Source organism: Longicatena caecimuris, from assembly GCF_018406465.1.
GTDB lineage: Bacteria > Bacillota_I > Bacilli_A > Erysipelotrichales > Erysipelotrichaceae > Longicatena > Longicatena caecimuris.
The window spans coordinates 483,652-510,520 of record NZ_AP024510.1 but is presented as its reverse complement, the minus strand read 5'-3'; the positions used below and the strand labels follow the sequence as shown (position 1 = coordinate 510,520).

Below are 26,869 nucleotides of genomic sequence, written 5' to 3'. Positions count from 1 at the left end.
CCGATACAGCATTCTGCTCACCGCCTTTCTTTTTTATTATAAAGATAATTTTTATCCTCGTCAATCAAGGTTTTGCACTTTCAATAAACCAGCGAGTTCTCTCTAGAAATAAATTACGTTCAACCCCTGCTATACGACAGCGATATAAGATGCCACATCCTCCTACCTGTGATGCTGACTTGCGGATTTCCAATACCCGATCAATTGGATATTCCATGCCATTGTCCCATATCATGACCTTGGGTATCAGATTGCCATAGCGATCATGTAAAGTCAATACATCCACATAGCGCTTATACAGTTTCATCATACTTAAAAGAAGGATACCGGATGAATCACATGTTCTTCCTTAGGATTAAATTCTGAGAGATCCGGTGTCAGCAATGTTACACAGCGTCGCACTTTCGCAAAACCAAAACGATTGCGTATCTGATCAATACTGATTTCTAATTGCTTCTGGCGCTGTCGCTCTTCTTCACTGGTAAATAAATTTAATTGTGTAAGTGCTTGATCATCCTCAATGCCACTTACACTTACTCCTATCGTTCGCAACGGTTGTTCAAAAGTATAATTTTCTTTTAATAACTGCAATACGACCGGCATGATTTCCTGCGCAATATTGGTAGCTTGCATGATCTTACGCTGTCTTGAAAACCAGGATAATTCTTTATTGCGCAAAGAAATGCTGATTACATTTCCCCTCAATCCACTGTCACGCATTCTTGAAGCTACGGATTCAACTAAAACATAATAAATAATCTTCGCTTCCTCAAAGGTATTGATATCTCTTGGAGCCGTAATGGCATTCCCTACGGATTTTACCGGCTCTTTCGCTCCACTCAACGCCACTTCGGAAATATCTTCGCCATTCGCAAACCACCAGATAAGCTCTCCCATCTTGCCAAAATGATCTTTCATCCATCCCTTTGATAAATTAGCCAAATCACCAATCGTATCAATACCATAATAACGCAGTTTCTTTTTGGTAGCTCTGCCCACATAAAATAAATCTTCTACCGGCAATGGCCAAACCAGTGTCTGATAATTATCCTTGCGAATTTCCACAAGCCCCATTGGCTTTTGCATATCGGAACCAAGTTTCGCAAAAATCTTATTATAACTGACTCCGATGGAAACACTTAATCCTATTTCCTGCCATACTCGCTTCTGAATCTCTTGCGCAATCGCTTTTCCGCTGCCAAATAAAGAAATCGATTGTGTCAAATCAATCCATGCTTCATCTAAACCAAAAGATTCCACTTTATCCGTGTATTCCCGATAAATGTCCTTTACCTGCTCCGTATAATACATATAAGCTTCATAATCCGGATGTATGATTTTCAACTGCGGACATTTTGCATAAGCCTCACGTAAAGATTCACCTGTTTTAATATGATAAGCTTTTGCCATATCATTCTTTGCTAAAATTATGCCATGGCGAGCCTCTTCATGACCACCGACCGCCATCGGTATCTTTCGCAGCTCCGGATGTCGCATTTCCTCAATTTGCGCATAACAATGGTTGATATCGCTGTGTAAAATCACACGTTCCTGCATATTATCCCGCCTTTCGCATTTATTATACCTCTTTTGTTCCACTTTTCAATAAAATTTGGAACATTGGATAACTTTTCCTCTCATTATTATATCAAGTGTTCCAAAAACTTGTCACAAATGAAAAGTTATGGTAAACTAAAGTAAAGTGAGGTGCACGCTATGACATTAAGTGAACTGATTCGTTATTATCGTGCTAGTGAGCATCTGAGTCTGGAAGCTATAGGAGATTATGTCGGTGTAGCAAAATCCACTGTTAAACGGTGGGAATCCGGAGAATCAAAAAACATACCTCAGGCGAAACTGGAAAAACTCTCGGAATTATTTGGCATTAATGTAGAGGCATGCCTAAACAACCAGATAAAACCTATTTTGGGATATGTGAAAGCCGGTTATGATTTATTTGCACAAGAAAATCTACTTGGTTATGAAGAGGTGACACGCAAAGAAGCCAGACAAGGTGATTATTATTTAAAAGTACAAGGGGATTCCATGAACGGATCGCGCATTTATGATGGAGATTTGGTTTATGTGAAAAGCTGTAGCGATGTCAATAGTGGAGAGATTGCTGTTGTTTTAGTCGATCGACAAGAAGTTACGATTAAAAAGATCATCAAAAAAGAAGACTCTTTACTATTAGTCGCCAGCAATCCTACTTATGAACCTCGTTTATTTCATGGAGAAGATCTTCGCAATGGACGTATTCAAATCTTAGGCAAAGTGCTCCACTCAAAAATACAATTCTAAATTTCCTATACATATAGTATAACTACCGTATAAAGCAGTTACCTCTTGTCAATAATCTAAACAGGAGGTTTTTATTATGTATGCAATTCGCAGTAAACGCACCCATCGTTTTTTTGCAGGCGTAGATACACATACCGGCATTCACAGCTCTCACCATCTGCGCATGGATGAAATTCCCCTTTTATTTCTAAATGAAGAGCTTGCCCGCATTGAATTATTAATGCATCACATGAGCCCTTCCGCTTATGATATCGTAAAAATAAAGCTGGAAATTGAAGAGCCGATTTCCTCATAGAAGAAATTCCCACCGGAATTTCTTTTTCATTTTTAACAAAATAAGCTATAATAAAACCAAGGTGGTGATGATATGTATCGCATTATGGTAATTGAAGATAACGATAAAATACGTAATGAGCTTTGTGATTTTTTAAGTAAAAACGGATATGAGGCCTTTGGTCCTGCCGAATTTGATCATTTACTGGAAGATATTCATCAGCAGAAGCCAGATTTACTACTGCTAGATCTAAACCTTCCTGTCGTAGACGGCCATTTTATATGCCGCGAAGTACGTAAGAACAGTGAACTCCCTATCATGATCGTCACAAGTCGTGATTCTGATATGGATGAATTAATCAGCATGAATCTTGGTGCCGATGATTTTGTGACAAAACCATATAACCTGCAAATTCTATTAGCAAGAATTTCCCGTATCTTACAGCGTTCCTATGAGCACGCTTCCAGCAACCAATTGATGATTCATGATATCGTCTTAGATATATCCAAAAGCACCCTCAATTGGAAAGGCAACAGTGTTGATTTAACAAAAAATGAATTACGCATCATGCATTGTCTGTTTCAAAATAAAAATAAGATTGTTTCCCGCAATGAGTTGATGCAGCATATGTGGGATTGTGATCTGTTTGTTGATGATAACACCTTAACGGTCAATATTAACCGCCTGCGTAAGAAATTGGAATATCTGCGATTGGATGATTTGATTCAGACAAAACGTGGTATGGGATACATTATTTATGAAGATTAAAGATTATTTATTTGAGAAACTATATTTCATCTTGTTAGGCTTATTGACCTATGCCATTATCGTGCTATTTCTTTATGGCATAGGAAATAATACGCAGGCCATCATGGTTGTATCTCTATTATATTGGGGCATGCTGCTGGCAATCCTCATCATTGAATATGTACGCCGTGCATCTTTTTATCAACGTTTGTTAGATACCGCACAATCCTTAGATGAAAAATATTTGCTTACTGAAATGATGGAAGAGCCCTTATTCTTAGATGGTAAAATTCTTATGGAAGTATTGCATGAGGTAGATAAATCGATGGCTGATCATGTCAACCTTTATCGCAGTGCACAAGCCGATTATAAAGATTATATTGAGATGTGGGTTCATGAAATTAAAACCCCACTTGCCGCAGCAAAATTGGTGATTTCTAATAATCCATCCGCCATTACCGATAGTTTACATGAAGAAATAGAAAAAGTAGAAAGCTTTGTAGAACAAGCACTTTTCTATGCCCGCAGCACATCAGTAGAAAAGGATTATCTAATTAAAGAATTATCACTACAGGAATGTATATCCAAGATTTTACGCAAGCATTCTAAAATATTTATCTTACAGAAAATCAGCGTAGAATTATCAAATCTTGACCAAATCGTATATAGTGATAATAAATGGCTGGAATTTATTCTCGAACAAATCATTTTAAATGCTATCAAATACATGGATAAAGAAGAAAAAACATTGCACATTTATGCAGAGCGGAAAGAAAATACGATCCACCTGCATATTCAGGATAATGGCATCGGTATTTGTCCAAGTGATATTTCACGCATCTTTGAACGGGGATTTACTGGTAAAAATGGCCGAATAAATGAGAAAGCAACCGGTATGGGGCTATATTTATGTAAGAGTTTATGCGATAAACTATATTTGGGTATACATGCCGCTTCTTCAGAAGGTGAAGGCACTACTATAACATTGGATTTTCCCATTAGTACATTGATGCTGTTAAAGTAATTAATTTTTTATAAATTTTATCTAGAAGCCTTTAATATAAGGCTTTTTATTGTATAATATGTCGGAATATCTATGGTAAAATATACAAATTTCTGCTAGTATGAACATACAGGGAGGGAGAACTATGAACACAAGTGAAAAAAACAGTTATCTGATTATCTATGTTCTGCTTGACTTTGTCCGCTATGTAAAAGAATTGGAAAAAGCTGCTACGACAGAAGAAGAGCAAAAACGTATTCATGAACAGTGCGACCTTTTACAAAATTATTGTGGATTGTATCTGAAGCAGACACTTGGTGAACGTGAAGTTTCTATTTTTCTAAAAGAAATTCAAGATCTGCTAGCCTAGCTGTGGTAAGCAGATAAAAAGCTACAGAACGCTTTGTTTTAAACGGGGCATCTGTAGCATTTTTCTTGAAGGATAACGGTTTGCTTTTATACTATGCATTTCTTTATGATACGATAACTGCGTTTTTTTATATACGTTTCTTATATGTGAGGATACATACGTTTTCGTATCTGCCTCTTTCTTTTATAAGATAATGCATTTACATATCTGTCCACAACAAAGCTCATAAGAGATGTGTGTGGAAGATGATAAAAATGCTAACTTACAGAAATGTAAGTATATTGTAATACACATCCATGGCGTAGCAGACACAGATAACGTAAAATATGAGTGTACCATGGAGGTGATGATATGAAAACATTATGGAATCATCGAATCGAAGGCTGTATTTTATGTATGGCGATACTCTTATTTCTACAGACTCTGCTGCCACCATTTTTACATACCGGCATTTACTGGTGTCTGTTCTTCTTATTTCTTATGACCATACTATTATATCGACTTAATGCCATCCATGAGCATTTGCATAAATAAAGGAGGAGCTTATGAAACCTGTATTAGTTGTAGATAAAATTCAAAAATATTATGGAAATCGCGGTAACATAACAAAAGCAGTTGATAATATCAGCTTTTCTGTTGAACATGGGGAATTTGTTGGTGTGATGGGACCCAGTGGTTCTGGAAAGACGACACTGTTAAACTGTATCTCTACCATCGACACGGTAACCAGTGGTCACATTTTTATCAATGATTCTGATATTACAACATTGAAAAAAGGTGACTTAAGCAAATTTCGTCGTGAAGAATTGGGCTTTATTTTCCAAGACTTTAATCTGTTAGATACTTTAAATGCTTATGAAAATATTGCTTTAGCATTGACCATCCAAAAAGTGAAACCAGATACGATTGATAAACGTATCAAAGAAGTAGCTCATAAATTAAATATTCTTGATGTTTTACAAAAATATCCTTACCAGATGTCCGGCGGTCAAAAACAACGTGTCGCAAGTGCCCGAGCATTAATCACCAATCCAAGCTTGATATTGGCAGATGAACCAACAGGTGCTTTAGATTCCAAATCCAGTCGTATGCTATTAGATACTATGGAACATTTAAATCAAGAATTTAACGCAACCATCATGATGGTAACCCACGATGCGTTCACCGCATCCTATGCTCATCGTATTTTATTTATCAAGGATGGTAAGATTTTTAACGAACTTCATCGCGGCAATGACACGCGCAAAGCATTTTTCTCCCGTATTATGGAAGTTGTCACACTATTGGGAGGTGACATTAGTAATGTACTTTAGACTTGCCCTGCGCAATGTCCGAAAAAGTTATAAAGACTTCCTCATATATTTCTTGACCTTAGCCTTTTCTGTCTGTCTGTTCTATATGTTTAATTCCTTTCAAGAACAACAGGCAGTCATGGAGGTCAGTCAATCACAGATGGAAATGATTAAAATTCTGGTTTATACCATGAAATATCTTTCCATCTTTATTGCTATTGTCTTAGCCTTTCTTATTTTATACGCAAATAACTTTTTGATTCGGCGCAGAAAAAAAGAACTTGGTTTATATATGCTACTTGGAATGCCAAAAAACAAAATATCCCGTGTCTTGGTGTATGAAACATTTATTATCGGTATCTTATCCTTGTTTACCGGCATGCTTATCGGCATCTTTCTTTCCCAAATCCTGACAAGCGTCACCGCCAATTTATTTGAGGTTTCTTTAGATTATCATTTTATCTACTCAAATAATGCCACTATATTAACCATTTTCTCCTTTAGTATCATCTTTTTTATTGTCATGTTGTTTAATACCTTCATTTTGAACCGCTATAAACTGATAGACTTAGTAAGAGCAGAACACATCATTGAACACATGCACATTAAAAAGGTTTATTTATCTTTTACGCTATTTATCCTTTCCCTAGCCATACTCGCTTTTACATATCATAAGGCTTTATATGAAAAAAGTCTGATACTTTCCTTCGATCATCTACCAACCATCATCCTCTGTGGCAGCATAGGAACTTTCTTATTTTTCATGTCTTTGGCTGGCTTTCTGATAACAATTATCAAACGATTTCATACTATTTATTTAAAAAACTTAAATATCTTTATTCTGAACCAGATCAATGCCAAAATAAATTCAAACTATATTTCAATGAGCATTGTTTGCATCATGCTGTTAATAAGTATCGGGGCATTATCTACCGGCTGGAACATGAATGCAACCATTAATAAGAGTATACGTAATGTGACCCCTTTTGATTATTCCTTATCTTTACAATATCCATGGGGAAAACATCCTAAACAAATGAACAACGAGCAATTTCAAGCAGTTATTGATAAACTTGGAATAAGCGATGATCCTAATATACAGGAAACAAGAATCACTAGCATGTATATGACAAAACTGCAAAGTGATGTGCATTCCTTCAGTAAATATGTAAGCGATAAAGAACTGCGCAATCTTATAAATACGAATGAATTAAATACTTCTATACTGGTGGTTCCCCTTAGTGACTTTAATTATGTTTTAGAAAAAACCGGGAATTCTAAACTTCATTTGAAATCAAATGAAACTTATCTTTATACGACCATGGCTTTGTTTGATCAAGCTGTTTCTGATATTCTTGCTGCTCATCCTACTATTCAGTTATATAATACCCCACTAACGATAATTAATGATACTTATGAAGCTGTTTCCATGTACACCTCCAGCAATATCGGATATGATACCTTTGTTTTTATCATACAGGATGAGCTTATTCCCTCAGATGCGCTTCCCTATGTAAAAGCTTGGAATGTCGAATTAAAAGACCCTACCAAGGAAACTGCATTTGATCAAATGGTAAATCAAAAATTACATACAAAAAGTGCTAATCACTATCCTTTTCTAGGACGTTCAGCGCAAATAGTTAAAGAAGCCAATAAAGGCATGTCGGTGATATTTACTTATATTGGTTTATATCTTGGCATCGTCTTTATGATTGCTAGTGCCATCATCCTAGCACTTCAACAGTTATCACAGGCAAATGATAATAAAAAACACTATGCGATATTAACCAAGATTGGTACAGATCAGAAAATGTTAAATCGTTCTATCTTTTTACAAATCAGTATATACTTTCTCCTGCCATTATTATTAGCACTCTTACATAGTTTTATCGGTATTCAAGTCGTAAATGAATTAGTTTTATTATTCGGTAAAAGTGATATCCTTATCCCTTCTTTCTATACAGCGTGTATTATCACACTTATCTATGGATCTTATTTTGCCATTACTTATATCGGATATAAAAATATTTTACGTTCATAATGTCATATTTGTTTTATAAACTATGAAATGTATCAATATTCTTGTATTGCTAAAAATAATTTCTTTTTATGATAAAGACCTCTTTTCTCGCACCCTTTACTTGTAATCGTATGAAATACTGAATGGGTATATATGGGATAATAACGATTTAGCGGCTTATGATAAAATGCTGAGTTTAGGGGGTTTTTTTACATACAATCGAGTAGGGTGAAATAAATCACCCTCTCACACCACCGTACGTACGGTTCCGTATACGGCGGTTCGTTTTAATTTCAAAGCGTGTCTCTCTATATAGTAATCTAAACAACTGACTAGTCCTTTTTGGGCTAGTTTTTCTTTTGATATTGCTCTTACCACACATGTTTTGGTTACGACCCATTGATAATGGTCTCCCATATACGATGTCTGTCTTGCTCTATCTTTTCTAATCCCAAGTTTTTGTAATCCCCACTGTCGCTTGCTGGGTACTTTCCACTGTTTCCATATAATTACTCGCAGTCTTGTACGAAGATGTTCATCTATCCTTGTCATATGTGTTTTCATATTACATATGGAATAATAGTTTATCCATCCTCGTATTACTTGGTTCAGTTGTCTTATCCTTTCATTTAAAGCCATTGTGTTCTTTCTGATTGTTAGCTGTTTCAGTTTCCTCTTAAATCGTTGTATGGAACTTGCGTGTGGTCTTGCACAATATTTCTTATCTTTTGTATCATAATAAAATCCAAAGCCTAGATATTTTAATTTGTTAGGTCTTGTGATATGCGTCTTTGTCGCATTCACTTTCAGTCCCAATTTGTGTTCAATCCACTTTGTGATTGTATGCATCACTCTGTTCGCACTGGCTCTACTTTTTACCGCTATCACGCAGTCGTCTGCGTATCTGGTAAAGTGTAATCCTCTGCTTTCTAATTCTTTGTCTAATTCATTTAGGATAATATTACTTAATAATGGCGATAGGTTTCCACCCTGTGGTGTTCCCTTTTCACTCTTTTCATATTTTCCGTTTATCATGATACCTGCTTTAAGATATTTTCGTATGAGCGACTCTGTATCTCCATCATTTATGATGATGTGTACATAACTCATCAATTTATCCTGTGGCACGTTGTCAAAGAATTTCTCTAAGTCAATGTCTACTATCCATTCATATCCATCATTGATATATTCCAATAATTTATTTATGGCCTGCTCACAACTCCGATTTGGTCTGAATCCATAACTATAATCCGAAAAGAACGTTTCACATATTGGGCTTAATACTTGTACCATTGCCTGCTGGATGATTCTATCCATTACCGTTGGTATCCCCAGATTTCTAGTTCCTCCATTCGGTTTTGGTATTTCAACTCGCTTTACTGGCTGTGGTTTGTACTTCCTTTCTGTGATTTCTGCTCTGATACTTTCCCAGTTTTCTTTTATATAAACATAGGCGTCCTCAATCGTTATTTCATCAATTCCGCTTGTTCCTTTATTCGCTTTTACACGTTTATAGGCTTTGTTCATATTTTCTCTGTTCAGTATCTTTTCTAATAGTTCTGACATACTTTGTGCACTCCTTTCCTTTCCGCTTTCTTACAAATCATCATACGTGTTTTGGATATTTGCTCATTTACGTTTTCACTCATATCCTTGTCTGATTATTGTAAGAAACATACATTTTGCTCGTGCGATTAAAACGTTCGGTCCTTCAGTATCTCTACCTAATATGACCTCTGCTGACTTCTCATTGTTCGTTGTTACTACTCCTCGACTGCCCGTCGTTCTACGTCTCGCCTACTGAGTCAATGAGACCTCGCGGGGTAAGTCACATATCTTTCCTCGTTTACTTATCTGATTTACGCCATTAGGTTACGGTTATCTTTTGGACTTTGATGCTTCATGCCATCTCATCCGCTAATGCCGCCTTATTATCAGCCGTCTGAATTTAATGTTCAGACTTCCTGTCCGTTAAGCCACGATTTCGCTATTGCTTCCTCTCTCCCATACCTCACGATATGAAACTTGCAAGTCGCTCTTGGGTTCGTCGATAACTACGCCCCGAGGGATTTTCACCCTAGATATGTGGCATGCCCGCCACACACGAAAAGGCGAGCTCTTCCTACAAAAAGCTTGCCTTTTATTAATATTCATAAAGAACTTATAGCATAAAAGAAGGACTAACACTTAAATAAAATCGCAATAATATGAAAGAGAGACTGATTCTATTCTCATTTTATTTTTATAATACTTAGAGATACTAATCTCCTGCTATCTTTCTTGACTAGACAATTTATACTACTTCTGTATTATTGAGACGTAACCAGTCTTTTCAATCAATTGCTGGCCTTCATCTGATTGTATCCAATTGATCAATCGCATAAGATTTTTATTTTCATTCCCCTTTACATAAACCGCATAAAACGGACTTGTAATAGGGTAGATATCATCACGTATATGTTCTACCGTTGGGGCGACTCCATCAATCTGTAAGAGCTTGATTTTATTACTTTTTTTCATTGCCTGTGTATAAAAACGGAAAGAATACCCTATTGCATTATCCCGATTTTCATATTCAGCTGTTACGGAAATAATTGCCCCCATACCTGCAGGCACATCCTTTGTCATAGGTTTCATGATTGATTGACCATTCATAAACCGAATCAACGCTGATTGAGAACCACTGCCTTCAGGACGTTGGAAAGCACGAATCTTTTCATCCTTTCCCCCTACCTCTTTCCAATTAGTTATCTTTCCACTATAGATATCCCGAATTTGTTTACTGCTCAAATTTGTTACGGGATTATCTTTATTCACAAAAAAGACAAATGCTTCCTTACCAATCGGAACCTTAACCAATTCTTCCTTTTGCTTTTTAAACATTTCCTCCTGTTTTGACGAAGGAGCAGCCACAAAAATAAGATCTGTTTTCTTCTCTAATAGACGTTCATAGGCGGTAGGTGTTGTTGTGCAGCTAACGATTTCACTAACGTATGGATCATACTCATCCTTAGGATAAAGCGCTTGTACAAAGGATGCATAGACCGGATATAAGGCAGTAGCACCATCCAAACGAACAAGTTCATCTTTTATTTGAAATTGACTTTCCTTATTCAAAGTAGCTATTTTATAACTGTGAAATGGTTTATATTCACTGAGATTCACTTCTGTACCCTTAATTTCATAACGATTTTCCCACATATCATAGCCAAATGTAGCTAACAAAATCACAATGCATGATAAAAATGGTACTACCATAAAAAGCTGCTTACGAAAAGATAACCAGGCATGGCGTCGATAACGATAAAGAACCATTAACCATATATATACATATAGGATCAACATTGCCACAATGAGAAGGTATTCAATAAAAGGATGTGTCGTAGTCCATACGATACTTAAAAGAAAGATATATACAAATGGTAAAGTAAATAGCGTCGCAAGACACAAAGCTCCTATCAATGCTAATATCATAGTTAGCTCCCTTCTGCTTTTGCAAGTTTTTTTTTATTTTCGATAAACCAATAGGACATAGCAGTAGAAACATAAAAATCTGAGAATAGGAAAGATTTAATAAGGTGCAGCTGTTATCATCAATTTTATTATATCGGATATATGCTTAAAGACAAGGTAAATTAAGAAAGGTTTAGATTTCCATAGAAATCACAATATACGATTTCCCCATGAGGAATCTTCAACAAAAGATGTATTGATTATTGTATTGATTATATTAGGAGATGACTAAGTAATAGTACATGATAGGTAAAAGGGTTAGTAAGATTATTTCTGATAAAGCAGAAATAGTACAACTTCTTGTGATGCCATTGGTTTCGCTCACATAAGGAATGTGTTTGGATTTCTTTCTCTATATAGAAAAAAACCTGTCCTTCTCAGAACAGGTCTTCCTACCTGGCAACGTGCTATCTTTACTGGAGCTCGTCCAGCTATTGTCGCCGCTGAAGTGCTTAACTTCTGTGTTCGGGATGAGTACAGGTGTGTCCACTTCGCTTTCATCACCAGATCGCTTGAGGTCCATCCCTCAAAACTGAATAACAGTCCAAACATTTCTTGTGATTAAGTCCTCGACCTATTAGTATCAGTCAACTTCACATATCGCTATGCTTCCATCCCTGACCTATCTACCTCGTCGTCTTCAAGGGGTCTTACTTCTTGCGAATGGGAGATCTCATCTTGGAGTAGGCTTCGCGCTTAGATGCTTTCAGCGCTTATCCCTTCCCTACTTAGCTACCCGGCTATGCTCCTGGCGGAACAACCGGTGCACCAGCGGTAGGTCCATCCCGGTCCTCTCGTACTAAGGACAGCTCTCCTCAAATCTCCTTCGCCCACAACAGATAGGGACCGAACTGTCTCACGACGTTCTGAACCCAGCTCGCGTACCGCTTTAATGGGCGGACAGCCCAACCCTTGGAACCGAATTCAGCTCCAGGATGCGATGAGCCGACATCGAGGTGCCAAACCTCGCCGTCGATGTGAACTCTTGGGCGAGATCAGCCTGTTATCCCCAGGGTAGCTTTTATCCGTTGAGCGACGGCCCTTCCATTCGGCACCGCCGGATCACTAATCCCGACTTTCGTCCCTGCTCGACCTGTTTGTCTCGCAGTCAAGCACGCTTCTGCATTTGCACTCGTCGATTGATTTCCATCCAATCTGAGCGTACCTTTGGGCGCCTCCGTTACTCTTTGGGAGGCGACCGCCCCAGTCAAACTGCCCACCTGACACGGTCCCTCATCCCGCTTAGGGATGCAGGTTAGAATTCCAATCAGACAAGAGTGGTATCCCAACAGCGACTCCTCATACACTGGCGTGCATGTCTCTTTGTCTCCCACCTATCCTGTACATCTCTGATCGAAACTCAATATCAGGCTGCAGTAAAGCTCCATGGGGTCTTTCCGTCTAGTTGCGGGTAACCTGCATTTTCACAGGTACTAAGATTTCACCGAGTCTGCTGCCGAGACAGCGCCCAAATCGTTACGCCTTTCGTGCGGGTCAGAACTTACCTGACAAGGAATTTCGCTACCTTAGGACCGTTATAGTTACGGCCGCCGTTCACTGGGGCTTCAATTCATTGCTTCGTATCGCTACTGACAAATCCTCTTAACCTTCCAGCACCGGGCAGGCGTCACCCCCTATACTTCGTCTTGCGACTTTGCAGAGAGCTGTGTTTTAGTTAAACAGTCGCTTGGGCCTCTTCACTGCGGCTTACTTTCATAAGCACTCCTTCTCGCTAACTTACGGAGTCATTTTGCCGAGTTCCTTGGCAACAGTTCTCTCGCTCACCTCAGGATCCTCTCCTTGCCCACCTGTGTCGGTTTTGGTACGGGCCGCTATGGAATATACTAGAAACTTTTCCTGGAAGCTGGCTACATATGCTTCGGTACTTGCCCTTGGGCGTTCCCTTACCTTTCACGCTTTACATCCTGATGACGCATTTCACTGCCATCCTGCTATACGCTTCGCCCACAATCCATTTAGTGGGTCATACTTACCTTCTCCGTCATTCCTTCATTTCCATCGCGGGTACAGGAATATCTGCCTGTTTTCCATCCACTACGCCTTTCGGCCTCGCGTTAGGTCCCGACTTACCCAGGGCGGACGAACCTTCCCCTGGAATCCTTGGGCTATCGGTGTGTAGGATTCTCACCTACATCTCGCTACTCACACCGGCATTCTCACTTCTATGCGCTCCACCACTCCTCACGATATGGCTTCTACGCTGCATAGAACGCTCCCCTACCACTTGTATTCCTACAAATCCGCAGCTTCGGTAGCATGCTTAGCCCCGGTACATTTTCGGCGCAGGGTCACTCGACTAGTGAGCTGTTACGCACTCTTTGAAGGGTGGCTGCTTCTGAGCCAACCTCCTAGTTGTCTGTGCATCCCCACATCCTTTTCCACTCAGCATGCATTTTGGGACCTTAACTGGCGGTCTGGGCTGTTTCCCTTTTGACCATGGACCTTATCACCCACGGTCTGACTGCCGGGCATATCTTATGGCATTCGGAGTTTGATTATACTCAGTACCCCGGGATGGGGCCATCGTACATTCAGTGCTCTACCTCCACATGACTAAGCCTCGACGCTAGCCCTAAAGCTATTTCGGGGAGAACCAGCTATATCCGTGTTCGATTGGAATTTCTCCCCTAGCCACAACTCATCCGCCAACTTTTCAACGGGGGTCGGTTCGGTCCTCCATTCAGTTTCACCTGAACTTCAACCTGGTCATGGCTAGATCACACGGTTTCGGGTCTATGTCATCGTACTCTCGCCCTATTAAGACTCGCTTTCGCTTCGGCTCCGCATCTCCTGCTTAACCTCGCACGATAACATAACTCGCCGGTTCATTCTACAAAAGGCACGCCATCACCCTTTAACGGGCTCTGACTTCTTGTAGGCATACGGTTTCAGGTTCTCTTTCACTCCGCTCCCGCGGTTCTTTTCACCTTTCCCTCACGGTACTGGTTCGCTATCGGTCACTTGTTTATATTTAGCCTTGACGGATGGTCCCGCCTGCTTCCGACAAGATTTCTCGTGTCTCGCCGTACTCAGGATCCCACTAGGCTTCACATCGTTTTCGGATACGGGACTTGCACCCCCTACGGTCGGCCTTTCAATGCCGTTCTCCTAACAATCCTCTTGCCATATCGTGGTCCTACAACCCCATCTCTAGAGATGGTTTGGGCTCCTTCCCTTTCGCTCGCCGCTACTCAGGAAATCACTTTTGTTTTCTTTTCCTCCGGGTACTTAGATGTTTCAGTTCTCCGGGTACCTCTCTCATGGACTATGGATTCATCCATGGATGCCATCCTATTACAGATGACGGGTTTCCCCATTCGGATATCGACGGATCTTTGTGTACGTACCACTCCCCGTCGCGTTTCGCCGTTTGTTGCGTCCTTCTTCAGTTTCAAGTGCCTAGGCATCCACCGTACGCCCTTACTTACTTAATCACTTCTTCGTGTTTTTGCTTTCGGTTTGCTTGAGTATTACTGTTTGTTTAACTTTATACTCGTGAATATCTATTTTGTTTACAACTTTTACGTTATAGACCTTCTGTTATGTCTTTTCTGTTATTCAGTTTTCAAAGATCGACTTCTCTTGGAAGATTCTTTCGGTCTTCCAAAACCGAACAGGAAATATCTGCTTCTTTGTACTTTCTCCTTAGAAAGGAGGTGATCCATCCCCACGTTCCCGTAGGGATACCTTGTTACGACTTAACCCCAGTCATCGGTCCTACCTTCGACGGCTCACTCCTTGCGGTTATGCCACCGGCTTCGGGTATTACCAACTCCCATGGTTTGACGGGCGGTGTGTACAAGGCCCGAGAACGTATTCACCGCAGCATGCTGATCTGCGATTACTAGCGATTCCGACTTCATGAAGTCGAGTTGCAGACTTCAATCCGAACTGAGACGCCCTTTATGAGATTCGCTCCACCTCGCGGTGTCGCTGCTCTTTGTAGGCGCCATTGTAGTACGTGTGTAGCCCAGGCCATAAGGGGCATGATGATTTGACGTCATCCCCACCTTCCTCCGGTTTGTCACCGGCAGTCTCTCCTGAGTCCCCAACCTAATGCTGGTAACAGAAGACAAGGGTTGCGCTCGTTGCGGGACTTAACCCAACATCTCACGACACGAGCTGACGACAACCATGCACCACCTGTGTGATATATAGCTATCTTTCTATCTCTAGAACATTTATATCCATGTCAAGGCCTGGTAAGGTTCTTCGCGTTGCTTCGAATTAAACCACATACTCCACCGCTTGTGCGGGCCCCCGTCAATTCCTTTGAGTTTCACACTTGCGTGCATACTCCCCAGGCGGAGAACTTATTGCGTTAACTGCAGCACTGAATCTCTCCAACACTTAGTTCTCATCGTTTACGGCGTGGACTACTAGGGTATCTAATCCTATTTGCTCCCCACGCTTTCGTGCATCAGTGTCAGTTACAGACCAGGCGACCGCCTTCGCCACTGGTGTTCCTCCATATATCTACGCATTTTACCGCTACACATGGAATTCCATCGCCCTCTTCTGCACTCTAGCTCGACAGTTTCCAAAGCATACAACAGTTGAGCTGTTGCCTTTTACTTCAGACTTATCGTGCCACCTACGCACCCTTTACGCCCAATGATTCCGGATAACGCTTGCCACCTACGTATTACCGCGGCTGCTGGCACGTAGTTAGCCGTGGCTTTCTGGTAAGCTACCGTCACCCACATAGCATTTCCTCTATATGGCATTCTTCACTTACAACAGTGCTTTACGATCCGAAGACCTTCTTCACACACGCGGCATTGCTCGTTCAGGGTTCCCCCCATTGACGAAAATTCCCTACTGCTGCCTCCCGTAGGAGTTTGGGCCGTGTCTCAGTCCCAATGTGGCCGTTCACCCTCTCAGGTCGGCTACGCATCATCGCCTTGGTGGGCCGTTACCTCACCAACCAGCTAATGCGCCGCAGGTCCATCCATGTTCACACCCGAAGGTGCTTTAATATGAGGAAGATGCCTCCCTCATACCTATCCGGTTTTAGCTACCGTTTCCAGCAGTTATCCCGGGCACATGGGCAGGTTACCTACGTGTTACTCACCCGTTCGCCACTAAGTCTCTTTGGAAGCAAGCTTCCTAAAGACTTCGTTCGACTTGCATGTATTAGGCATGCCGCCAGCGTTCATCCTGAGCCAGGATCAAACTCTCCATTTGATTTAGCTCAAAACGTTTACTAACGTTTTTCTTTATTTGTTTATCCGAGAATTACTTCTCTTTTTTCATTGAAATTGACGTTTCCTGTTCAGTTTTCAAAGACCGATAGCATCCACTGTTTGGTGGACGTCACTCTCGTTGAGTGCCTGTTTATAATACATCAATTTATCTTTCATGTCAACGCTTATTTTTTATTTTTTTCACTTTTTAAAAGGCTTTTTTTACTCACCTTTTATGTAAACGTTTACACAGTTATTCATTAAAAAAAGAAGTTTTCTCACTATTGATAACTCCCTATCCTAAACAATTCACATAGCATCTTTTCCCCCTCCTAATCCTATCTTTTAAAAACATTACATACTCATGCCCTGAATTCATCATACTTTAAGATTTTATTAAAACCTCTAACCAAAACTATGCTATAATGATTAACGCAATGTGAATATATAGATGTATGAAAATAACAACGAATATGATCACATGGACGATAAACTACATTGAATATAGAAAAGAGGTAAAACTACAATATGGATATTCTAGTAAAAAACACCAACCGCAAGTTTCTACCAGTCATCTTAGGTACCGACGCCAATGCCTATGGAATAGCAAAATCCTTCCATAAAGAATATGGAATTACATCTCTCTCTTTAGGGAAAGCTCCTTTATTAGAAACAAAAAAAAGTAACATTGTAAAAGTAATGACCTTTCATGAATTTGATCATGATGATAACTTTGTTAAATATATTGAAGAAGTAGGTAAGACCTATCATCAATATTATGAGCACTTACTGCTCATCGCTTGCGGAGACCGTTATACCGAACTGATTGTTAATCACCGCGATGTTCTGGATAACTATTTTGTGACAAATTACATTTCCAATGAAATGAAAGAAAAATTAGAAAATAAAGAAGATTTCTATCAGATTTGTGAAGAATACGGACTCGACTATCCAAAAACTTTTATTATAACGAAAGCAAATAAAGATAACTTCACTCTACCATTCGACTTTCCTGTAGCGGCGAAAGCCAGCAATTCTATCGAATATGTAGATCTGGAATTTGAAGGAAAGAAAAAAGGCTACCGTGCTGAAAATATGGATGAATTAAGACAAATCCTAGATGCGGTATACAATGCCGGCTATACCGGCAGCATGATCATTCAGGACTTCATTCCAGGTGATGACAGTACAATGTATGTCTTAAACAGCTACTCTGATCGCGATGGTAAAGTAAAAATGATGTGCCTTGGACATTGTGTCAGTGAAGATTATACACCACATGGTATTGGCAATTACAATGCAATCGTCCAACAAGCAAATAAACAGGTATATGCACGCTATCAGAAATTCCTTGAAGATATGCACTACACTGGATTTTCTAATTTTGATATGAAATATGATGTCCGTGATGGTAAATTCAAAGTATTCGAAATCAATATCCGACAAGGTCGCAGCAGCTATTTCACAACTGCGTCTGGATGTAATCTAGTAAAATATCTTGTTGATGATTTGATTGAACATAAGCAAATGGAAACACATTATCACGATAATCCATATCTATGGCTCCATATACCACCGAAATTGTTGTTGAAGTATGTTTCTAAGGATTCTTATGCACAGGTAAAGCAATTAATTCAAGAAAAGAAATATGACACAACACTTTTATATAAAGAAGATCGCTCCTTATTCCGCGCCGTCATGATCCGCCGATTTTATCATATGGCTTATAAAAAGTATAAGCTCTATTTCAATAAACGTGGGATTTAATCATAAACAGCATTCTTGCTGTTTTTTTATTATCATCCTAGTAACCTATTCATTAGAGCACAAGAATGACCTCCCCCTTTTTTCTTTTTCACATTCAGGTGGATCGTACCTTAGTAGTCAAAACTTTTAAATAAGCTCTCTAATTTCTTAAACGTTTTCTTATTTTGTCATATTGTTTCCCTTTTTGATGTATGATACTATTAAGGGCAGGATAGGAGGTGCTCCATGAATTATCAACTAGGTATTATCGGTGGTGTCGGCTCAGAAGCGAGTGCATACCTATATGAAAAAATATTACGTGCAACCAAGGCACCTACCGATCAGGACCATTTAAATATGGTGATATTGAATCATGCCGAGATTGCTGATCGCACGAGCTATATCTTAGATCATACAAATGATAATCCTCTTCCTTATTTTATGGAAGATCTGCATTTACTCAATCAGATTGGGGTAAAACTCATTTTGATTCCATGTAACACTTCGCATTTTTTCTATGATGAATTTCAAAAGGTAAGTCATGCACCTATTTACCATTTGATTGACCATACGACAGAACGATTAAAAAAAGAAGGCATAAAAAGAGTTGGAATATTAGCGACTGATGGTACAATAAAAAGCCAATTGTATCAGAAAAGCTGTGAGTCACAACAGTTAGAATGGGTCATCCCAAATCAGGAAAATCAACAACATGTTATGTCTTTAATTTATGATGATATTAAAGCCGGTAAACCTATTCATAAGGATAAATTAATCAGCATCATCAAAGAGATGGAAGAACAGCAGGTTGAGCGTATGATCTTAGCTTGTACAGAATTATCGATTTTAAAAGAGCGTGAGCAATTAGATGAACGCTTTGTAGATCCCTTAGAAATCGCCATCGACTATACACTTGAAATGTTTCACAAGCAAAAAAGATGATTTTTATACAAATAGTCAAAGGTTTTCGCTATGATCAATAAGATCGATTCGTGAAAACCTTTTTCTATGATATCTTAATATATTTAAGTTTATATAGTATCTGTATTCTTTTTTTAATTGTAAAGCAAGAAGCAACTTTATTTACAAAACAACTTTAATCACTGCATCATACCGCCATTTATTTGCTAACAAATGCAATATATTGCTAATCATGAGAATTCATTGAACTAGTTTTAAATAACAGGTGTTCAAATAAGAACACCTGTTATTTCCACTTATTCTTTTCTTCTATAGTCCATGTAATTTTCTATTTCGTGTCAAAATAGCACCGATAATAGCAATCACAGCTGCCACTGGTGCGATCCTGATAAACATCCACTCAAAGATATGAACCCCAACTCCCTGAACCGCCGTTTCTGGATTACCGTAATCCCAATTTAGATAGGCACTATTTAATGTGAGGAAAAACACAAAAGTCACTACCAATAATAAGCACAATGTGATAAAGGCCCAATGCAAAATCTTCCGCCTTGTTTCCTTCCTTTTTGCCAGTTGTAAATTAATAACTTCAAGTTTTTCTGCTATTACTTTTACATCATCAGCCTCTTGTTCAATAATCGATTCACCGAGTAATGCACTAACTGGTGTTTCAAAAATTTCCGAAATTGAAATTAGCATATCCGAATCTGGAACGGATAATCCATTTTCCCACTTTGATATCGTTTGACGCACAACATTCAATTTGATTGCAAGCTCTTCTTGTGAAAGCCCCTTCGCTTTTCTAATTGCCTTAATATTTTCATTTAACATTTCTAGGCTCCTTTCTCATGTCCTAATACCACTATAAGAAATCCACCCTATTGCTACAAGCAATGCATTTTAACATATTAAAGCCAAGTAAGCCTCAAGAATTCCTTTTATACGAAAATGCAAGTGCAATGATGATCATCTCAGCAACATCCTGCGAATTTAACAACTGCAATCTTAATGTTTTTAACAACACGTTTTTTCATGTGATATCGCTAAGCTTTTCTAAACATCTTTTTCCTCTAAATAAATTGAATTGTTATTTGTGTTAATCTGGATGATTACATCATCGTCTTCTTGTCTGGCCTCTATCTCCCAATGCAAGATAAGACAAATTTCTTTTACAATAGACAATCCCAACCCTGTGGAATCTTTATGGCGAGATTTGTCACCCTTATAGAAGTTATCAAAAAGTTTTGATATTTCAATTGGGTCATTTAAATTATAATTCCAATAGCTAGCTTTTGGATACGGTTGCTATAAAGATAATAAAATTGTACTATACTCTTAAAAACCAAGGTCGCTATATGAAATCCTTTGCTTTGACATAATCGGTAATATATGGACCTTCATTAAAAATATTTAAGATATCTCGTAAATGCCTTATTATTTCAAAAACGGTTGATCATATAGCAAACCGCTTCTTGTACATTCTATATTAAATTAGCAAACCAAAAGTTATCAAATCAGCCTAAACACCATTTTACAATATTTTCAATCAATTCTGTAGGTAATGCTTTATCATAAGGAAAATAAATAGCATTTTTCTTAGTGACAAGTCCTTTTAACTCTAATGCAAAATTTTCAATAGTTTCAACTCCTACATAAAAACTGATATGCTTTTTACAAGCAGAAAATGAGATGGATTTTCCTTCTTTTTCATAATATGGCATACTCCATAATATACGTTCATTTACACAAGGGACACTGTTTTGTATTGCATTCATCATCTCCTTTAAGTGGGAGTGTGTTTCTATAGGTTGCGTATCTATATATTCTAATACTGTTTTAGGAGCTTCTCCACAGTAATGACCTTGATTCGTTCTTTTAAATTCTCTGCCGCATCTTGGGCACATCCACATATATTGTTTCCTCCGTAAATTCTATTTATTCTTTCATTAAATCTATTATGACATCTTATAAACTTGCATACAAATTTAAAACAACCAAAATCACATAGATTGTAATGCTAGTTAATTCTATTTATTGCTTTTCCAAGCCTTATTCTCATATAAATTCCATATCCCCAAACAAAGCACCCTACTGCTAGTGTTATCATTTTTTGTATTGTAGTCTTAGCCACAGCAGATGTCAATGTCATTGTAATAATGATTCCTATAAATATAAGTAATTCTGTTAAAACACGTAGGTTTTCTAATTCATGTTTGGCCATAAACATAGCTAGTGTATTTTGTTCAGATTCTTTTCTTTCCTCAAGCTCATTTAACCTTTTTCCACAGAGTAATTCATTTACACTAATATGTAATGCTTCACATAATTCAAGCATAAGTGATGCATCTGGCATACTTTTACCGGTTTCCCACTTTGAAACTGCTCTGTTTGTTATGCCTAATTTTTCAGCAATCTGTCGCTGTGTCATATTTGATTCTTTCCGACAATCAGCTATAAACCTACCAATTTGAATTTGATTCATTCTTGTCACCTCCTAATCCAAAATATCATACAGAAGATATTAATTCTATACACAATGAGTCGACTATACAATAATCAACCTTTGGTTGATTAAACAACTTATAACTTATCCTTTTTGTTAAATAAGAATTTAACTATTTCTGGTACTCTTTTATTTTATCAAAATAGATATCTAAAAGTTCTTTAGAATAAGTCTTTTCTTCTGTTGAATTTCTGACTTCTTTCCAAAGAATAGATGCTACTTTTAATTTATTAGAATAATTTACACTGTTTTCATCTGCACAAAAATCTTTTAAAAATTGATTCCACTGACAAACTGATTTATCATATTGGGCATAGTTCAATTCGCCATAATAAATTTTCAGCATATCTTGTATTGTAAACGCTATATTTTTTTCACTTTTCACTTTTCTCCATGCTGCGGCCATATTTGCGGTAAATTTAAAAGGTGAAATGCCTGTTAAAGTCGAAAAACACTCTCTAAATTTAGCATTAAAAGAGAATCCACATTCAAGTAATGGTGTATCCAAAGTTACAACATCTACTTGAGCATACTTAGTTTGTTTTGAAGATTTTTTTATCAGATTACCTTTAAAATACTGCTCAATACTATAAATAAGTTCTTGCTTTGTACCTCTATACTCCAATCCTATTGATTTACATATTTGTGAGAGTTCTTCACGATACCAATAGTATTTACTGAACTCCTCAAATGAATTAATATTTATAAAATTAGGTCTATTTTCTACCATTCTTCCACCTTCACAAATCCAAATTTGATTTTTATAAAATCTATTATGACAGTTTATAAACCTAAATACAAGATTTTAAAAACTGTTCCTATTTGAACGCCTAAAATCATATAAACTAAAAATTAGCTCTCAACTTTATTGAATACAACCGTTTTAGTGTTTTAAAATCATTTTTTATTGCAAGTAATAATATATAACGTTCCTTTTCTTATCTCAATTGATTTTATGTTTTCAACATTTTCTGGTAACAGTTTAATAGGTGGAACTATTTTTTCTCTATTTTTGAATGGCTTTCCAAAATAAGGCAGTTTTTCATATTTTTGTGCAACTTTCTCTGTTTCATCACAAATCATGATTTTAGCACCTTTTTTTGCAACCCTAACCATTTCATAAATTGCTTTTTGTTTATCATTAAATAAGTTAATACCACCAATATGATAAACAACATCAAATGAATTATCTTTAAATGGCAAACTCTCAGCATTTGCATAACATAATGTAATCGATAGCTTATATTTATTTTTATTTTTTACACTTTGAAGAAGTTGCCCCATAGATATATCTATTCCGTAATAATCTGCATTTCTTGTTAGATATTTTACATTAGCTGCTGTCCCAATAGATACTTCTAATACCGTTGTATTTTCTTTAATATCAAGATAGTTTAAGTAATCCATCCGTGCTTTTTCTTCACCACCAAAAAAACTGTACCATATCTTTTGACCTATCTCATAGAATGGCGCAAAACTATTATAAAAATCCGTGCTCTTTTTATTTGAACCTTCTATTTCCTCTTTTTGAATAAATTGAATAATTCCGTTTTCATCTTCAACAAATCGTTCCCCAGTTCTATTGTCTATTAAACAATTTTCATCGACTTCTAATTCATTAAGATTATTTGGATTTTTCCATATCTTCTTTTTCATTTTTACATCCTCTGTGTATTTATAACGATATACTTAACACTAAATTCATATCAGTTCTTTTAATTAAATCTATTATGACACTTATAAACAAGAATACAAGATTTCAAAACAGTGTTCCTATTTGAACACTAGACTATATCTATATTTCTTATAAGAATTATCTCTTATTCTTTTATAGATTTCAAACTGTCTGTTTATCTCATCTTCTAAATTTAACATCATACCTTTTGCTTCCAATATACGTTCTATTGCTTGCTCAGGGGTAAGTATATGATATGGTAAAAATAATCCTCTAAACTCTTTCGGCTTTACAATTTTATAGACTCTAATCGATGATAATTCATACGTATATGAAAAATATCTATATAAATACCCTATCCAATACATTTCATTTTTTGTATATTTTACTGATCTTTTTTATATTCTTCTTCAACTTGTTTAATATCTTTTGGTTGTAAATTCATTTGCAAGATACTTTCATTATCTATTGCTTTTACCACTTTACTATTCATAAATCTTCGCATGAATATTTCAGAACTCGTTGATGTTAGATCCATTTAACAGAATCTCATCAATATAATTACCTTTTCCCCTATATTATATTCTCGCTAATTTTACTTTATCATCACCAAGTTTAGAATCAGAAATTCTAATCTCTTTATAGTAGTTCATTATCATATATCACAATACTTAAACAAGTTCAATATAAACTTATTTATATCATAGTACTTAAATAAGTTATATGTATTAAAATAACTTAAAGTAATATTGACAACTAAAAATTCCATGTAATCTTTCAACTTTATAACATCAAACTATGAACTGGCATGAGATATAAAGAATCATTTTGAGTGATATGTAAATACACTCAATTAGCTTTATAAAAAGCAAAGAGTTTTCGATTCAAAGAATATTATCTCCTATCCAGTCATTATATCATTCAGTTAAACACATCTTCATCTATGACTATCAAATAAAGGAAAAGTAATGCTGAAATGGTGTTTATAATTGAATACCTGAAAGCAATCAAACTGGAATTTGTTATTTAACAAACTTATTTGCCAATTTATATACTTGATTGATTTCTTTGCTTTCCAACTTCCAACTATCCAGTTCGGTTTTAATCAGCTCTGGATATTTTTTGCTTATATCCCTTAAAGCGTTACCTACCGACTTTCTAACATATGCGCTGGAGTCCTCTCGCAAATCAGCTAATCGTTCAATCGCTTCCATAGGGTTTTCTTTGAAATAAGGTCTGCTTGTCCAAATTCTTAAACCTTCTGTAACAGCCCGTCGAGTATTAGGGTTGCTGTTTTTCAACCATTCATCAATTATTGGAATAGCATTTTCGTATCCTTTTTTCTTACAGAACTCATCAAATGATTTTGCTAATATTTCTTGAACTCTCCAATTATCATCATTAGAAACTGTATAAGGATTTTGGAGGTCAAGCAGAGCGAGATACACGACAAAGTAAGCAGTTCTATCCGCAAAAGCGGCTGGCTTCCCAATCTTTTCCGCAGTATCGTAAGTCGAGCAAAAGACTTCCTGCAAAACCTTATCCGTGAACACGGTATGCCGCCAAAGCCCACGCCTGATATTGATATGGCGGAGTTCCAAACTATGCAAAACCTGATGATACGGGTACAGGACGAAGCAAGAGGGATTAGAAATTTGCAGGACAATGTTCTGCCCAAGCTGAGAACACAGCTTTCAGAGACAACAGGGATTTTCAAGGGCAAGGAACGAAAAGCTCTTACCGAGCAGATACAGCAGACCGAAGCCGAAATCTCCGAAAGGCTTGACAAGCTGCCCGATATTCTGAAAGAGGACGGTTATCCCGATGTGCAGGCGTTTATGGCAACCTACCGAGAGGCGGAAGCCGTTGTAGAACAGTACAACCGCAGTTTTGCCGAGTGGGAGCGACAGGTCAAGGAAAAGCGCAGACCGCAGAAATCGCCCGAAAAAGAGAGCGTCAGAAACAGGCTCAGGCAGTTGCAGGAGCAGGGCAAACAGCAGCAACGCAGAAAGAAATCCTTTGACAGAAACAGCCGATAGAAAACAACGAATGCCACGCTTTGCGAGACATTCTTATGTTAAGAAAAACCGCCGCTATGGTGTTACCCATACACGGCGGCATACATAGTCTTGTCAGCGTTCCTGCTTTTGAATGACGGTTATCTGCAAACCCTTTGCATTGATGTGCGTTTCCTGTTTGCATTTTGGGCAGTAGAGGGGATAGTTTATTAATACGGTATCTTCCCGCAGTCTGTCACGGGTTTTGTTGCCGCAGACAGGGCATAGTATCCATTCTGTTTTCGTGTTCATCACCGTTCTCTCCAATGAAAACTAGTATTCTCCACGCAAACAGCATTATTTAACTTTCTGCGAAGTGAAGTCCTGATACCTTGTGTTGTTCTTGATTTCAGCTTCATTCCCAAAGAATGCCGTTCCGTTGGTTTCAATTCCTTTTAGATAGTAATCAAGCCATGCGATTACATATCCATTTGCCTCATATAAAACTGCCCCATGGTCAACATTATTACTTAGCCTTGCCATTACAACGTCTGTATTCAGTTGCTCAAACATATCTTCCATTTTATACAATGGCGTTACTGTTTCACTGTCAAATTTTCCAGTCCCTGCAATTATCATTGTCGGTATTGTTACATTTTCTAATCTGTAAGCATACATATCATCCGTATCAAGATTAAATCCCCATTTAAGTCCTAATGCTAATTCTTGATTTGTTGGACTTAATGAAATAATTGCTTTATACATATCAGAGTTATCGTATTCTAAGGCTGCATTAAATGCTCCTTCGCCACCTTGAGAATGCCCACAAACTGCAACTTTACTTGTATCTACTTTATCGGCAATTTCTTTTGTATTTAGTGCAAAGTCAAGTGTTTCAGATGCGTGTTTTCCGTCCCAACTTATTTCGTAATTGCATCCTACAACAACATAGCCCCAACTTGCAAAATGTTCAAAAACTGCTTTATACTTATCCCATGGAGTTCCTGAACCATTTACCATAACAACAAGCGGATATGTACCTTCCTCTTTCGGCATATACACCACAAAATTATTATCATGAGAATCCACTTTTGGAGCATCATAAACCTTAGATTCAAATTCGTAACTACCTAATTTGTTATATTCCTTTTCAATAGTTCCTTCTGAGGCTATTGCATTCCAATATTCTTTCGGTGCGTTTTGTTTTCCTGATGCGATGGTCAGAAAAATGACTAAACCAATGACAAGTACCACGATTACCAAAAAAATGATAAGTAAAACTTTTAGCAATTTCTTCATA

24 protein-coding genes and 3 rRNA genes are annotated in these 26,869 nt (G+C 37.6%); 11 read left to right on the top strand and 16 right to left on the bottom strand.

Annotated features, from left to right (window positions below):
- Positions 1-64 precede the first annotated feature (64 nt).
- Both KJS44_RS02455 and dinB read right to left on the bottom strand, forming a co-directional pair.
- Positions 65-307 (bottom strand): hypothetical protein, encoded by a 243-nt coding sequence (locus KJS44_RS02455; RefSeq protein WP_226897123.1) that lies wholly within the window; start codon positions 305-307, stop codon positions 65-67.
- Positions 308-312: 5 nt separating this feature from the next.
- A complete protein-coding gene (dinB, locus tag KJS44_RS02450; RefSeq protein ID WP_008689999.1) occupies positions 313-1,557 on the bottom strand; it encodes a DNA polymerase IV in 1,245 nt (414 codons plus the stop codon).
- A gap of 159 nt (positions 1,558-1,716) precedes the next feature.
- On the opposite strand from dinB, the gene KJS44_RS02445 reads away from it, so the two are divergent.
- From KJS44_RS02445 to KJS44_RS02410, 8 genes are all read left to right on the top strand, one after another.
- Complete coding sequence (locus KJS44_RS02445; RefSeq protein ID WP_008690000.1) at positions 1,717-2,301, top strand: LexA family protein; 585 nt, start codon at positions 1,717-1,719, stop codon at positions 2,299-2,301.
- A 76-nt stretch (positions 2,302-2,377) separates the two neighbouring features.
- Positions 2,378-2,596, top strand: coding sequence for a hypothetical protein (locus KJS44_RS02440; protein ID WP_008690001.1), 219 nt, complete (start codon positions 2,378-2,380; stop codon positions 2,594-2,596).
- Positions 2,597-2,668: 72 nt separating this feature from the next.
- Entirely contained in the window at positions 2,669-3,343 is a 675-nt protein-coding gene (locus KJS44_RS02435) for a response regulator transcription factor (protein ID WP_008690002.1), read from the top strand.
- Positions 3,333-4,346, top strand: coding sequence for a sensor histidine kinase (locus KJS44_RS02430; RefSeq protein ID WP_008690003.1), 1,014 nt, complete (start codon positions 3,333-3,335; stop codon positions 4,344-4,346). The genes KJS44_RS02435 and KJS44_RS02430 overlap by 11 nt, the downstream gene beginning before the upstream one ends.
- Positions 4,347-4,470: 124 nt before the next feature.
- Positions 4,471-4,695 (top strand): hypothetical protein, encoded by a 225-nt coding sequence (locus KJS44_RS02425; protein ID WP_008690004.1) that lies wholly within the window; start codon positions 4,471-4,473, stop codon positions 4,693-4,695.
- 351 nt (positions 4,696-5,046) lie between these two features.
- Entirely contained in the window at positions 5,047-5,229 is a 183-nt protein-coding gene (locus tag KJS44_RS02420) for a hypothetical protein (protein WP_008690005.1), read from the top strand.
- A gap of 11 nt (positions 5,230-5,240) precedes the next feature.
- Positions 5,241-6,008: an ABC transporter ATP-binding protein gene (locus KJS44_RS02415; RefSeq protein ID WP_008690006.1), complete on the top strand. Its 768-nt coding sequence runs from the start codon at positions 5,241-5,243 to the stop codon at positions 6,006-6,008.
- Positions 5,998-8,028, top strand: coding sequence for an FtsX-like permease family protein (locus KJS44_RS02410; RefSeq protein WP_008690009.1), 2,031 nt, complete (start codon positions 5,998-6,000; stop codon positions 8,026-8,028). Before KJS44_RS02415 ends, KJS44_RS02410 begins: the two co-directional genes overlap by 11 nt.
- Before the next feature lie 225 nt (positions 8,029-8,253).
- Here the strand turns inward: KJS44_RS02410 and ltrA are convergent, their stop codons facing one another.
- The 5 genes from ltrA to KJS44_RS02385 form a co-directional block, all read right to left on the bottom strand.
- Positions 8,254-9,573 (bottom strand): group II intron reverse transcriptase/maturase, encoded by a 1,320-nt coding sequence (gene ltrA / locus KJS44_RS02405; RefSeq protein WP_017144543.1) that lies wholly within the window; start codon positions 9,571-9,573, stop codon positions 8,254-8,256.
- 732 nt (positions 9,574-10,305) lie between these two features.
- Positions 10,306-11,481 carry a substrate-binding domain-containing protein gene (locus tag KJS44_RS02400; protein ID WP_008690011.1) on the bottom strand — a complete coding sequence of 392 codons (1,176 nt, stop codon included), beginning with the start codon at positions 11,479-11,481 and terminating at the stop codon, positions 10,306-10,308.
- A gap of 433 nt (positions 11,482-11,914) precedes the next feature.
- Positions 11,915-12,028, bottom strand: a 5S ribosomal RNA gene (gene rrf, locus KJS44_RS02395).
- 49 nt (positions 12,029-12,077) lie between these two features.
- Positions 12,078-14,975: ribosomal RNA gene (locus KJS44_RS02390) — 23S ribosomal RNA — on the bottom strand.
- Between the two features lie 215 nt (positions 14,976-15,190).
- A 16S ribosomal RNA gene (locus KJS44_RS02385) occupies positions 15,191-16,728 on the bottom strand.
- Together the 16S, 23S and 5S rRNA genes form the textbook arrangement of a ribosomal RNA operon.
- Positions 16,729-17,255: 527 nt before the next feature.
- Here KJS44_RS02385 and KJS44_RS02380 point away from each other — a divergent pair.
- Positions 17,256-18,494 (top strand): carboxylate--amine ligase, encoded by a 1,239-nt coding sequence (locus tag KJS44_RS02380; protein WP_008690013.1) that lies wholly within the window; start codon positions 17,256-17,258, stop codon positions 18,492-18,494.
- 225 nt (positions 18,495-18,719) lie between these two features.
- A complete protein-coding gene (locus tag KJS44_RS02375; RefSeq protein ID WP_008690015.1) occupies positions 18,720-19,415 on the top strand; it encodes an aspartate/glutamate racemase family protein in 696 nt (231 codons plus the stop codon).
- A gap of 288 nt (positions 19,416-19,703) precedes the next feature.
- Here the strand turns inward: KJS44_RS02375 and KJS44_RS02370 are convergent, their stop codons facing one another.
- From KJS44_RS02370 to KJS44_RS02340, 7 genes are all read right to left on the bottom strand, one after another.
- Positions 19,704-20,225 carry a helix-turn-helix domain-containing protein gene (locus KJS44_RS02370; RefSeq protein WP_119957642.1) on the bottom strand — a complete coding sequence of 174 codons (522 nt, stop codon included), beginning with the start codon at positions 20,223-20,225 and terminating at the stop codon, positions 19,704-19,706.
- A gap of 683 nt (positions 20,226-20,908) precedes the next feature.
- The gene (locus tag KJS44_RS02365) at positions 20,909-21,169 is read right to left on the bottom strand and encodes an iron chaperone (protein WP_227151332.1); all 261 of its coding nucleotides are present in this window, start codon (positions 21,167-21,169) and stop codon (positions 20,909-20,911) included.
- Between the two features lie 242 nt (positions 21,170-21,411).
- Positions 21,412-21,876, bottom strand: coding sequence for a helix-turn-helix domain-containing protein (locus tag KJS44_RS02360; RefSeq protein ID WP_008690026.1), 465 nt, complete (start codon positions 21,874-21,876; stop codon positions 21,412-21,414).
- 133 nt (positions 21,877-22,009) lie between these two features.
- On the bottom strand, positions 22,010-22,627 hold the full coding sequence (locus tag KJS44_RS02355) for an SAP domain-containing protein (RefSeq protein WP_008690028.1): 618 nt from the start codon (positions 22,625-22,627) through the stop codon (positions 22,010-22,012).
- A gap of 167 nt (positions 22,628-22,794) precedes the next feature.
- Entirely contained in the window at positions 22,795-23,553 is a 759-nt protein-coding gene (locus KJS44_RS02350; protein WP_008690029.1) for a class I SAM-dependent methyltransferase, read from the bottom strand.
- Positions 23,554-23,957: 404 nt separating this feature from the next.
- Positions 23,958-24,110, bottom strand: a complete 153-nt coding sequence (locus KJS44_RS02345; protein ID WP_008690033.1) for a hypothetical protein — start codon at positions 24,108-24,110, stop codon at positions 23,958-23,960.
- A 484-nt stretch (positions 24,111-24,594) separates the two neighbouring features.
- A complete protein-coding gene (locus KJS44_RS02340; protein ID WP_008690035.1) occupies positions 24,595-25,125 on the bottom strand; it encodes a DNA alkylation repair protein in 531 nt (176 codons plus the stop codon).
- Positions 25,126-25,176: 51 nt separating this feature from the next.
- On the opposite strand from KJS44_RS02340, the gene KJS44_RS02335 reads away from it, so the two are divergent.
- Entirely contained in the window at positions 25,177-25,611 is a 435-nt protein-coding gene (locus KJS44_RS02335) for a hypothetical protein (protein ID WP_008690036.1), read from the top strand.
- 93 nt (positions 25,612-25,704) lie between these two features.
- Here KJS44_RS02335 and KJS44_RS02330 read toward each other — a convergent pair whose 3' ends face one another.
- Together KJS44_RS02330 and KJS44_RS02325 are read right to left on the bottom strand one after the other, a co-directional pair.
- The gene (locus KJS44_RS02330) at positions 25,705-25,881 is read right to left on the bottom strand and encodes a cysteine-rich KTR domain-containing protein (RefSeq protein WP_008690039.1); all 177 of its coding nucleotides are present in this window, start codon (positions 25,879-25,881) and stop codon (positions 25,705-25,707) included.
- A gap of 45 nt (positions 25,882-25,926) precedes the next feature.
- On the bottom strand, positions 25,927-26,868 hold the full coding sequence (locus KJS44_RS02325; RefSeq protein ID WP_008690040.1) for an alpha/beta hydrolase family protein: 942 nt from the start codon (positions 26,866-26,868) through the stop codon (positions 25,927-25,929).
- Position 26,869: the final 1 nt, after the last annotated feature.